This window comes from Actinoplanes rectilineatus, assembly GCF_000962825.1.
Classification (GTDB): Bacteria; Actinomycetota; Actinomycetes; order Mycobacteriales; family Micromonosporaceae; genus Actinoplanes; species Actinoplanes rectilineatus.
On sequence record NZ_JZKF01000144.1, the window covers coordinates 1 to 12008 of the forward strand.

Here is a 12008-nt window from a genome sequence, read left to right on the forward strand (position 1 = left end):
CGACACTCTCGCCGAGGACACCGACCTGACCATCGCGATCATCCGGGCCGGCTGGCGGGTCGTCTACGAGGAGCACGCGCGGGCCTGGACCGAGGCGCCCACCACCATGCAGCAGCTGTGGAAGCAGCGCTACCGCTGGAGCTACGGCACCATGCAGGCGATGTGGAAGCACCGGCACGCGCTGGTCGAGCGCGGTCCGGGCGGCAAGTTCGGCCGGCGCGGCCTGCTCAACCTGGCCATGTTCCAGACGCTGATGCCGCTGCTGTCGCCGCTGATCGACGTGTTCCTGATCTACGGCCTGTTCTTCCTCGACCCGGCCGAGACGCTGATCGCGTGGGGCACCATGCTCGCCCTGCAGGTGTGCAGCACGATGTACGCCTTCCACCTGGACAAGGAGAGCATGAAGCCGATCTGGCTGGTACCGCTCCAGCAGTTCGTCTACCGGCAGGTGATGTACCTGGTGTTGATCCAGTCGGTGCTGGCCGCGCTGGGCGGGATCCGGCTGGGCTGGCAGAAGCTGCAGCGGGCGGGCGGCCTGAGCGCGCTGCTGGGCGTCAAATGAGGGGTGGGGGCGCCGGGCGCCCCCACCCCGCACGGACGTCAACTGTTGGCGTTCACCAGGCCGGGATTGTCGAGCAGGTACGACGCGACCCGGTCCTCCTTGACCGCGACGAAGAAGTCCTCGACGCCGGGGGCGAACTCCTCACCCTGGTAGCCGCTGTTGGTGGCCGGGTTCTGGAACTTGCCGCCACCGGGCAGCTTGACCGTGGTCATGTCGTCGACGTTCATGCCCTTGAGCGCGAGTGCCCACTCGATCGGGCTGTTGCCGCCGCCGGCGAAGGTCAGCGACTCGCCGGCCGCGTCCAGGATCTTGGTCAGCTTGCCGACGTCGGTGATGACGTTGGTGCTCATCGCCTCTTTGGCCATCGCCTTGATGAACTGCTGCTGGTGGCGCTGACGGTCGTAGTCGCTCATGCTCGGGCCGCCCTTGAACGCGTAACGCTGGCGCACGTAGTCCAGCGCCTCCCACGGCTCGAGCCGGACTTCCTTGCTGCTCTTCTTGTAGAACTTCTGCGGACCGATGTACGGGTGATCGCAACCGGACGGGGTGTTCTTGGCCGGGCAGCGGGCCGAGCGGGGGCGCTTCTTGCCGCTCGGGGCCAGGTGCTCGGACTTCACGTCCATGTCGATGACCATCGAGACGCCACCGAGGGCCTCGACGATCTTCTGGAAGCCGCCGAAGTTGATGATGCCGCCGGCGTCGAACTCCTCGATGCCGGTGACGTTGCGGACCGTCTTGGAGAGCAGCTTGAAGCCGTTCGCCACGTCGATCTTGCCGTTCACCTGGCTGCCCAGCGACATCGCCCCGTTGATCTTGCCGAACTGCGCGTTGGTGCCCGACTTCTTGTCCGACGGGATCTGCACGTACAGGTCACGCGGGATGGAGAACAGGTAGGCGGTGCTCATGTCCTTCGGGATGTGCACGACCAGGATCGAGTCGGACAGCGGGGGCGTCGACTCGTCCCGGGGGTCGATGCCGACCAGCAGCAGGGTCAGCGGCCCCTTGATGTCCTTCGGCGCGGCGTTGGCCGGGCCGTCCTCGAGCAGGCTCTCGTCGGTGAGACCGCTGGTGTACTTGGCGATCAGCGTCTGACCGGCGACCGCGGAACCACTCGCGGTAATCGTCAGGACCACGCCGAAGACGAGACTGAGCCGTGCCCACAACGGCGCACGACGTTTGCCGGACTTTGCCAACAGAGCTCCAACCCCAGGGTTCACATCGACGTCGCATAATCACACAGTCAGGTGAACTTCCGGATCCCCAGGGCGTGCCACTACTTTGTGGGCGGTGGGTCGTCGCGGAGCGTGAAGAATACCGCGCTCTGAACCGCGCGCTGCCAGTTCTCGTACTCCCGGGCGACCTGAACCGGATCACGGGCCGGCGTCCAGCGCCCGGCCCGGTGCCGGTTGCCCCGCAGATCCCGCAGATCGGACCAGTAACCCACGGCCAGACCGGCGGCGTACGCCGCGCCCAGCGACACCGTCTCGGCCACCATCGGCCGGGCCACCGGAACCCCCAGCACGTCCGCGACGATCTGCATGAGCAGGTTGTCGGCGGTCATCCCGCCGTCCACGTTCAGCGTGGTCAGCGCCAGACCCGCGTCGGCGTTCATCGCGTCGACCACGTCACGGGTCTGCCAGCCGGTCGCCTCCAGCACCGCGCGGGCCAGGTGCCCCTTGGTGATGTAGGACGTCAGGCCGACGATCACACCGCGCGCCTCGCTGTGCCAGTGCGGCGCGAACAGACCGGAGAACGCCGGGACGATGTAACAGCCGCCGTTGTCGGTGACGCCGCCGGCCAGCGTCTCGATCTCGGAGGCGGTGCTGATCAGGCCGAGGCCGTCGCGGAACCACTGGACCAGCGAGCCGGCGGTGGCGATCGACCCCTCCAGGGCGTACACCGGCTTCTCGTCGCCGATGCGGTACCCGACCGTGGTGATCAGCCCGTGCCTGGACCGGACCGGGGTGGTGCCGGTGTTCATCAGCAGGAACCCGCCGGTCCCGTACGTGCACTTCGCCTCCCCCGGCGCGAAGCACGTCTGCCCGAACAGGGCGGCCTGCTGGTCCCCGACGGCCGCCGCGATCGGCACGCCGGGCAGCACGGCGTCGGCGGTCCCGTAGACCTCCGACGACGACCGGATCGCCGGCAGCATGGCCCGCGGGATCCCGAACAGGTCCAGCAGTTCCTGATCCCAATCGAGCGTGCGCAGATCCATCAGCATGGTCCGGCTGGCGTTGGTGACGTCGGTCAGGTGCGCCCCGCCGGTGAGGTTCCAGATCAGCCAGCTGTCCATCGTCCCGAACAGCACCTCGCCGCGGGCCGCGCGTTCCAGCAGCCCGTCCACGTTCGCGAGCAGCCACTGCACCTTGGTGGCGGAGAAGTAGGTGGCCGGGGGCAGACCGGTCCGCTCGGTGATCAGGCCGGCATCCAGCCCGGCCACGAGATGATCGGTCCGGGTGTCCTGCCAGACGATCGCCGGCGCCACCGGGACACCGGTCGCCCGGTCCCACAGCACCACCGTCTCGCGCTGGTTGGCGATCCCGATAGCGGCCACCTGCCGGGCCTCGATGCGCGCGTCGCGCAGCGCCCGCCTGATCAGTTTCTGCACGTCCCGCCAGATCCGGGCCGCGTCGTGCTCCACCCAGCCGGGGCGCGGGTAGGACTGCGGATGCTCGCCGCGGACCACCGCCACCACGGTCGCCCGCCGGTCGAACAGGATGCAGCGGGTCGAGGTGGTGCCCTGGTCCAGGGCCAGCACGTACCGCTCGGTCATCAGTGCGGTCCCGTCAGGTCCCGGGACACCGACCGGGCCGCGGCGCAGACGTGCTCGACGAGACCCGGCCGGGCCTGCCGCCGGGTGTCACAGAGCCGTTCCACCGGCCCGGAGATGCCGATCGCGCCGACCACCAGTCCGCCGATGCCGCGGACCGGGGCCGCGATCCCGGCCAGCCCGGGACGCCACTCCTCGACCGACAGACCCCACCCCCGCCCGCGGGTCTCGCTCAGCTGCCGGGCCAGCTCGCGGTGCGTGGTCACGGTCCTTCTCGTGTACGCGTCGAAGCACTCCCGCCCCAGCGCCTCCACCGCCGCCGGGTGGAAGGCCAGGAGCACCTTGCCCAGTGCCGTGGCGTGCGACGGCAGCACCCGGCCGGTGTCCATCGACTGGGCCGAGTCGTCCGGGCGGAACACGTGGTGCACCACCAGGACCTCGCCGTCGCGCAGGGTGCCGATGCGCACCTCCTCGCCGCCGCGGGCGGCCAGAGCGTCCGCCCAGTTCAGCGCGCGGGCCCGCAACTCGTTGACGTCGAGACCGGCGGCGCCCAGGTCGAGCAGCCCGCGGCCGAGCCGGTAGCGGGCGGTCTGCGGGTCCTGCTCGACGAACCCGACGTGTTCCAGGGTCCGCAGGATGCCGTGCGCGGTCGACTTGGGCAGCGCGAGCGCGTCGGCGATCTCCTTGACCCGCAGCCGGTCGGCCGCGAGCAGGCGCAACACGGCCGAGGACCGTTCAATGGACTGGATCAACCCCGGCACGTGCGACATTGTCGCACGCTGTGCGTTGTCGCGGCCCTCCTCGCTCCCTAGCGTCGCTCTTCGGAGGGCTACCGGGAGGCACATGTGGCGCAGTTCGTCGGCGCGATCGACCAGGGCACGACCAGCACGCGGTTCATGATCTTCGACCGGTCCGGTGCGGAGATCGGCCGCCACCAGCTGGAACACCGGCAGATCCTGCCCGCCGCGGGCTGGGTGGAACACGACGCCCGGGAGATCTGGGAGAACACGCTCAAGACCATCGCCGTCGCCATGGCCGACACCGGCCTGGAACCGGACGACCTGGCCGCCATCGGCATCACCAACCAGCGCGAGACCGCCGTCGTCTGGGACCGGGCGACCGGCGTTCCGGTGGCGCCGGCGATCGTCTGGCAGGACACCAGGACCGACCCACTCGTCTCGGTCCTGGACGAGCGCCTGATCCGGGACCGGACCGGGCTGCCCCCGGCCACCTACTTCTCCGCCACCAAGGTGCAGTGGCTGCTCGCGAACGTGGACGGGCTGCGCGAGCGGGCCGAACGGGGCGAGGTGCTGTTCGGCACCATGGACAGCTGGCTGATCTGGAACCTCACCGGCGGAGCCCACCTCACCGACGTCACCAACGCCAGCCGGACCATGCTGATGAACCTGTCCACCCTGGACTGGGACGACGAGCTGCTCGCCGTCTTCGGCATCCCGCGGGCCATGCTGCCGCAGATCCGGTCGTCGTCGGAGATCTACGGGACCGCCGACACCGTGCTGCCCGGCGTACCGATCGCCGCGGCCATCGGCGACCAGCAGGCCGCCCTGTTCGGGCAGACCTGCTTCACCCCCGGCGACGCCAAGTGCACGTACGGCACCGGCGGGTTCCTGCTGATGAACACCGGCACCACCCCGGTCCGGTCCAGCCACGGGCTGATCACCACGGTGGCGTACCGGTTCGGCGACGAGAAGCCCGTGTACGCCCTGGAAGGCTCGATCGCCGCGGCCGGCGCCGCCATCCAGTGGCTGCGCGACCAGCTCGGTGTCCTGGAGACCGCCGCCGACAGCGAAACCCTGGCCGAGACGGTCGAGGACACCGCCGGCGTCTGCTTCGTCCCGGCGTTCTCCGGGCTGTACGCGCCGTACTGGCGGCCTGACGCCCGGGCCGCGATCGTCGGCCTGTCCCGCTACCACACCGCCGCGCACATCACCCGGGCCGCACTCGAAGCCATCTGTTACCAGACCCGCGACGTCGTCGAGGCGATGGCACAGGACTGCGGCCACGCCCTCGACAGCCTGCAGGTCGACGGCGGCGTCACCGCCAACGACCTGTGCATGCAGCTGCAGGCGGACATCCTCGGCGTCCCGGTCAGCCGGCCCGCCGTCGCCGAGACCACCGCGCTGGGCGCCGCCTACGCGGCCGGCCTGGCGGTCGGCTTCTGGCACTCGGTCGACGACCTGCGCGCCAACTGGCACGAAGACCGGCGCTGGAAGCCGACCTGGACCGCCGAACGCCGCGAGGAAGGCACCACCCGCTGGAGAGCGGCCATCGACCGAACCCTCGACTGGGTCAGCGTCGGCTGACGGTCTGAAAAGAGGACTACCCATGAACACCGGAGCGATCTCTCCGCAGGCCCGTGCCACCGCGCTGGCCGCCATGTCCGCCACCTCGGCCGACGACCAGCTGGACGTGCTCGTCGTCGGCGCCGGCGTGGTCGGGGCGGGCGCCGCCCTCGACGCCGCCACCCGCGGCCTCTCCGTCGGCCTGCTGGAAGCCCGCGACTTCGCCAGCGGCACCTCCAGCCGGTCCAGCAAACTCATCCACGGCGGCCTGCGATACCTGGAGATGCTCGACTTCTCCCTGGTCCGCGAGGCCCTGCGGGAACGCGGCCTGCTGATCAAGCGGCTCGCCCCGCACCTGGTCCGCCCGGTGCCGTTCCTCTACCCGCTGCAGCACCGCGCCTGGGAACGGTTCTACATCGGCGCCGGCATCGCGCTCTACGACACCCTCGCCCTGACCGGCGGCGGCGCGGCCGTCCCCCGGCACCGGCACCTGACCCGGGTCGAGGCGCTCAAGGCGTTCCCGTCACTGCGGCCGGAGACCCTGATCGGGGCGATCCGCTACTACGACGCCCAGGTCGACGACGCCCGGCACACCATGCTGCTGGTCCGGACCGCGGCGGCGTACGGGGCGCACGTGGCGGCGCGGACCGAGGTGACCGGTTTCCTGCGCGAGGGCCGCAAGGTGGTCGGCGTCCGGGCCCGGGACATCGAGACCGGCGCCGAACTGGAGATCCGCGCCCGTACGGTGATCAACGCGACCGGCGTGTGGACCGGTGACAGCCAGGCGCTGCTCACCGGCGAACGCGGCGAGTTCCAGGTCACCGCCAGCAAGGGCATCCACATCGTGGTGCCCCGCGAGAAGATCGCCGGCCGGACCGGCATCATCCTGCGGACCGCCACCAGCGTGCTCTTCGTGATCCCGTGGGACCGGCACTGGATCATCGGCACCACCGACACCAAATGGGACCTGGACAAGGCCAACCCGTCCGCTTCCGGCGCCGACGTGGACTACCTGCTCGCCGAGGTCAACAAGGCCCTCGCCGTCCCGCTGACCCGCGACGACGTGCACGGCGTCTACACCGGACTGCGCCCGCTGCTGTCCGCGACGGCGTCCAGCACCGCCAAGCTGTCCCGCGAGCACGCGGTCGGCAACCCCGTCCCCGGCCTGATCGTGGTGGCCGGTGGCAAGTACACGACGTACCGGGTGATGGCCAAGGACGCCGTCGACGCGGCGGTCCGCAACCTGGCCGCCCGCGTCCCCGCCTCGTGCACCGAGCAGGTTCCGCTGCTCGGCGCGGACGGATACCGGGCGGCGTGGAACCGGCGGGCCGCGGTGGCCCGCAAGAACGGCCTGACCGGAACACAGATGGAGCACCTGCTCCAGCGCTACGGCACACTCGTCGACGAGATCCTCGACCTGATCGCCGCAAACCCGGCACTGGGCCGGCCGCTCGACGGGGCCCCGGACTACCTCGCCGCCGAGATCGTGTACGCGGTCACCCACGAAGGTGCCCGGCACCTGGACGACGTGCTGTCGCGGCGTACCCGGATCTCGATCGAGACCGCCGACCGGGGCCTCGCCGCGGCCCGGACGGCCGCCGGCCTCATCGCGGGACCGCTGGGCTGGACCGAGGCGGAGGCTGCCGGCGAGGTCGCGCTGTACGAGGCCCGGACCGCCGCCGAGATCGCCGCCCAGCAGCTGCCGGACGACGAGAGCGCCGACGCGACCCGCCGGGACATCCCGGAGATCGCCCGGGTGGCGGCCTCCGCGGCCTGACCCGCACCGTGGTGGCTTCCGGCGACGGGGGCCACCACACACCCGCGCTCGCTGGACACGTTCCGTGGTCGGGGCCACGAAGCCATCCGCATGGTGACTTCAGCCGCGCTGGGCACCCGAAGTAACCACACCGATGGTGGACCGTGGTGACTACGGCCGCCCATAGTCACCACACCCGTGGCGGTGTGGTGAATACGGGCGCGCTCGACGCCCCAAATCACCACACCCCTGGTGGTGTGGTGAATACGGGCGCGCTGGACGCCCCAAATCACCACACCCCTGGTGGTGTGGTGAATACGGGCGTGCTGAGCGCCCGAAATCACCACAGAGGCAGACCCTGACTACGAAACGTCTAGCGTCCGGCTGGGGCGCGCCGCAGCAGGGCGCGCTTGGCCCGGTTCTTGACCTTCGCCAGGACCTCGCGGGACGTCAGGGGTTCCCGGGTGCTCAGCTCGTCGGCGTGCCCGAGCATCCCGATGATCGTCTCGATGGCGGCCTCCAGCAGCTGCGCCTCCGTCAGATCGTCCGGCGTAGTGGTGACGGTTGGCGTAGTGGTGACGGTTGGCATGGTGGTGACGGTTGGCATGGTGGTGACGACCGCCCCGTCCGGTCGCAGGTCGGCCAGGTCGCCGACCACGTGGCAGGGGTACTCCTGCAACTCCCGGATCTGCTGCTCGGCCAGCTCGGCCACCCAGTCCACCCGGTCCGGTCCGATGCCGAAGCGGGTGTCGTTCGCGCTGTCCTTCAGCACCGCGTTCACCAGATGCCGCTGCACCACCTTCTGGTACGGGGTGCGATGCGGATAGCGGTCGCCGAGGCCCACGTTGACCCGGCGCAGCAACTCGACCTCGACCGCGCCCAGTGACGGGTTCGACGACGGCACTCGCAGATCGCACAGTCCGGCGGGGATCCCGAGCACCCCGGCGAACCGCCCCCACAGCATCTCCTGCGACGCCCCCGGTGGCGGCACCGTGATCAGGTGGCGGCGTTCGGCGGGCACCAGGTCTCCCCACCGGCGCAGCATCCGGTTCGGTGTGAAGTCCCAGAAGGCGTCGTACCGGCCCCGCTCGATGACGTCCAGGAAGTCACCGAAGCTCCAGAGGCTGCGCGCCCGGATGCTCTGCTGCCACATCGACGGGAACGTCCGCCACAGGTCCCGGGCCGCCACCACCACGTGCACCTCCGCGGGTGCCAGGCTCGCCACCGCGCGGGCCGCCTGCTCCGCGGTCGCGCCGCCCAGCCCCTCGTTGCTGACGATCACGTCACCGGGCCACCGGGCGCACTCCGTCACCAGCCGGTCCCAGGTCCAGGACGACGCCGGATCACGCCACGTCACCTGCCGCAGGTCGGTCATCGCCTCGTCGTGCGCCGTCGTGCTCCCCGGCAGCAGAATCCCGCTCTTTTTCAGGGCTTCGACGTTTTTCCAGAGCACGTTCTGCACATAGGTGCTCCCGGTCTTCGGCGCCCCGACGTGCAGAAAGACGCGCTTGACCATTTTTCCTCCCCGACGTGAACACCAGCAGCTTAGGCTGGCACAGCGCGCCTGAAAACCACCACTCGGGAACCCTTATGCAATTCCCGGACTTGTAAACGAAACAGTTAACGTGTAATTCAGGCAATCAATACGTGACGGCTGCCGACCGCTCATGCGGGTCCGCTCGCGCAGGGCATGAGGGTGGGCGGGACACGGCCCGGGGTGGCAGCGGGGTGATGGCAGCCGCGAGGCCGGTGCGGCCCGGGTGCGGTCGGGGCGGGTGTGGGGCGTACCCGATAAGAGAGAAGGACCACCGGGAAGGCCGGTGCCGCGGCGCGGAGCGGACATAACGATCTAGGCCGCGGGTTCCCGAACCTTGTCCGGGGGGATCTGCCTACTACACTTCCTGAACGCGCCGCAGCCTGTGCCACGGTGTCGTCATCCCCCGCCGCGGACCAGGACGCTGAGTGCTGCGCTGCTCCGTCGCGATGGCCGGGGTGTGACCGACCGGGCCCAGGAACGGCGGAACCTGGAGACGGAGAGGCCACATGCAGACCGCCGGTCAGTACCGCTTGGAGCAGGCATTGAGCACCTGCGAGGTCGGTGAGGTCTGGTCAGGTGTCGACGCCGGGGGCGAGACGGTCACCGTCGCCGTCCTCAACGAGCGGGCATCGGCCGACGACCGCTGGCGGGGGGCGTTCGCGGCTGCCGCGGACGCGCTGGCGCACGCCGCCGACCGCCTTCCGATCGTCGACGCGGACCACGCCGCAGAACGCCCGTGGGTGGCCTGCGCCCGGGAACGCGGGGGCGGCGCGGCACAGATCTTCGAGGCGCTCGGGCAGCGGCTGCAGGTGATCCCGGAGCCCGAGCCGGAACCCGAGCCCGAGCCGGTCGCGCCGATCTCCGTCGCGCCGGTGTCGGCGGCTCCCGTCTCGGCCGCACCGGTGTCCGCCGCGCCCGTGTCCGCCGCGCCCGTCTCGGCCTCACCCTTCACGGCCTCACCCTTCGCTGTGCCTTCCGTCACGCCCTCCGCGCACGAACCGTTCGTGCCGCTCTCCGTCCCGGCGGAGCCCGCGCCGACCCCGATCTTCGCGCCGAAGCCGGAGCTGGACGGCTCCCCGGCGCCGGGCGTGCCGCGGGTGACGCCCACCCGCAAGGAGGCCCGCGCGCAGAAGGCCACCAAGAACACGAACCTGCTGATCGCCGCCGCGGCGGTGGCCGGTCTGGTGATCGGCTCCGGGGGCACCGCGGCCGCGATGTCGCTGGGCGGCTCGGACGACGGCCCGGGCGCCGCCGCCGCGCTGACCGACGCGCAGCTGCTGGTGCAGGGCACCCCGGCCGCACCCGGCATCGAACCGCCGGTGGGCGGCGGCTGGCCGGCGAACGCGCCGACCTTCGCGTCGAACCAGCCGACCGTGCCGATGACCGCGCTGGAGGGCCTGGGCTTCGACTTCCGGGTGCCGCAGGGCTGGACCTGCGATCTGGTGGAGAAGGCCGAGGCCGCGGTCCGCTACCAGTGCGCCGGCGGCGACGGCGCCTCGTCCGGCGCGGGCGGCGAGCTGATCGTCCGCACCTGTGACGTGGTCTGCGACGAGACCCGCCGGACCGCCATGCGCCAGAAGGAGGAGGCGTGGGGCCTGCAGTGGGTCCGCAGCGGCCCGTTCGCCACCTGGGCGGAGACGTCCGGGATCACCGGCGAGCGGCAGTACGGCCTGGTCTATGTCGGCTTCTGGCGTTCGGTCCCGGAGGGCGGCCTCGACCGTGAGCTCGTGCTGCGGATGACCGCTCCCCTGACCGGGGCCGACGACCTCAAGCGGGTCGTCAACTCGATCCGCGACGAGACCTTCACCCTCTAAGGAGCGCCCGTGTCCAAGACCCTCGCGGTTCCCGGGACCTACCCGACGATTGCCGACGCTCTCGAGGTGGCCTCCGACGGTGCGGTCATCGTGCTCGCGCCGGGCACCTACACCGAGCGTCTCGACCTGTCCGGCCGGCGGATCACCGTCCGGGCGGCGGGCGACGCCGGGTCGGCGGTGATCGACGCCACCGGGCTGGACAGTCCGGCACTGAGCCTGTCCGCCGGTGAGGTCACGGTCGAGGGTCTGGCACTGACCAGTGGCGACTACCCGGCGGTGGCGGCGTCCGGCGGCCGGTTGCGGCTGCGCTCGTGCCACCTGTCCGCGGGGTACGGCGCCGGCCTGCAGGCCGTGGACGGGGCGACCGTCGAGGCGACCGAGGTGAAGGTGCTGCGCGGCCAGCACGGTCTGGTCTTCTCCGACGCGGGCGGCACGGTCGACTCCTGTGACATCCGCAACACCACCGACGACGGCATCATCGTGCGGCTGGGCGCCGATCCGGCGATCCGCAACACCACCGTGGCCGACTGCGGGCACCGGGGCATCTACGTCTATCAGTCGGGTCGCCCGACGATCGAACGCTGCGACGTGTCCGGCACCGCCGACGCGGGGATCGTGGTGATGCACCGCAGTTCACCGCAGATCCTGCACACCTGGGTGCACGACACCTCCGGGGTCGGCATCTCGTTCGGCCCGGGGTGCGGCGGCGTGGTCGAGCAGTGCCGGGTGGAGAAGACCGCCGAGCCGCGGGTCGACGTGGATCCGGCGGCGAACCCGGTGGTGTCGCTGGACGAGGGTGCCGCGCCGAAGGCCGGGGTGGGCGTCAGCGAGAGCAAGGGCAACAACCAGAACGAGGCGGACGTCGAGCGCCTGCTGGGTGAACTGGACTCGATGATCGGCCTGGCGGGGGTGAAGAGCGAGGTCCGGGCGCTGATCGACGAGATCCAGGTCAACGAGTGGCGGCGCAGCGCCGGCCTGTCGGTCGGCTCCGCCAGTCACCACCTGATCTACACCGGTGCACCGGGCACCGGTAAGACGACCGTGGCCCGCATCTACGGCCAGTTGCTCAAAGCCCTCGGCGTCCTGCCCAACGGCGAATTCCGGGAGGTCTCCCGCCGCGACCTCGTCGGCCAGTACATCGGGCACACCGCCGAGAAGACCACCGCAGCCTTCGAAGCCGCCATGGGCGGCGTGCTCTTCATCGACGAGGCCTACACCCTGGCCAGAGCCGGCGGGGCGGCAGCCGACTTCGGCCAGGAAGCCATC

General features: G+C 70.8%; 9 protein-coding genes. 5 read left to right on the forward strand and 4 right to left on the reverse strand.

The genetic code is table 11. The annotated features are described in order from the left end of the window. On the forward strand, positions 1–562 hold a 562-nt coding region (locus WH85_RS44610), incomplete at its 5' end, for a glycosyltransferase family 2 protein (protein ID WP_157411612.1). A gap of 38 nt (positions 563–600) precedes the next feature. Here WH85_RS44610 and WH85_RS44615 read toward each other — a convergent pair. From WH85_RS44615 to WH85_RS44625, 3 genes are all read right to left on the reverse strand, one after another. Next, positions 601–1695 carry an LCP family protein gene (locus WH85_RS44615; protein WP_245674368.1) on the reverse strand — a complete coding sequence of 365 codons (1095 nt, stop codon included), beginning with the start codon at positions 1693–1695 and terminating at the stop codon, positions 601–603. Positions 1696–1835: 140 nt separating this feature from the next. Continuing rightward, on the reverse strand, positions 1836–3335 hold the full coding sequence (gene glpK / locus WH85_RS44620) for a glycerol kinase GlpK (protein WP_045748282.1): 1500 nt from the start codon (positions 3333–3335) through the stop codon (positions 1836–1838). Next, on the reverse strand, positions 3335–4093 hold the full coding sequence (locus WH85_RS44625; RefSeq protein WP_045748289.1) for an IclR family transcriptional regulator: 759 nt from the start codon (positions 4091–4093) through the stop codon (positions 3335–3337). The genes glpK (WH85_RS44620) and WH85_RS44625 overlap by 1 nt, the downstream gene beginning before the upstream one ends. 84 nt (positions 4094–4177) lie before the next feature. On the opposite strand from WH85_RS44625, the gene glpK (WH85_RS44630) reads away from it, so the two are divergent. Both glpK (WH85_RS44630) and WH85_RS44635 read left to right on the forward strand, forming a co-directional pair. After that, the gene (glpK, locus tag WH85_RS44630; RefSeq protein WP_045748283.1) at positions 4178–5656 is read left to right on the forward strand and encodes a glycerol kinase GlpK; all 1479 of its coding nucleotides are present in this window, start codon (positions 4178–4180) and stop codon (positions 5654–5656) included. Between the two features lie 22 nt (positions 5657–5678). Continuing rightward, the gene (locus WH85_RS44635) at positions 5679–7412 is read left to right on the forward strand and encodes a glycerol-3-phosphate dehydrogenase/oxidase (protein ID WP_045748284.1); all 1734 of its coding nucleotides are present in this window, start codon (positions 5679–5681) and stop codon (positions 7410–7412) included. Between the two features lie 352 nt (positions 7413–7764). On the opposite strand, the gene WH85_RS44640 is transcribed toward WH85_RS44635, so the two are convergent. Continuing rightward, positions 7765–8907 carry a hypothetical protein gene (locus WH85_RS44640; protein ID WP_045748285.1) on the reverse strand — a complete coding sequence of 381 codons (1143 nt, stop codon included), beginning with the start codon at positions 8905–8907 and terminating at the stop codon, positions 7765–7767. A 527-nt stretch (positions 8908–9434) separates the two neighbouring features. Between WH85_RS44640 and WH85_RS44645 the strand changes: the two genes are divergently transcribed. Together WH85_RS44645 and WH85_RS44650 are read left to right on the forward strand one after the other, a co-directional pair. After that, the gene (locus tag WH85_RS44645; RefSeq protein WP_045748286.1) at positions 9435–10742 is read left to right on the forward strand and encodes a hypothetical protein; all 1308 of its coding nucleotides are present in this window, start codon (positions 9435–9437) and stop codon (positions 10740–10742) included. 9 nt (positions 10743–10751) lie between these two features. After that, the coding region (locus tag WH85_RS44650) for a right-handed parallel beta-helix repeat-containing protein (protein ID WP_045748287.1) at positions 10752–12008 on the forward strand (1257 nt) is incomplete at its 3' end.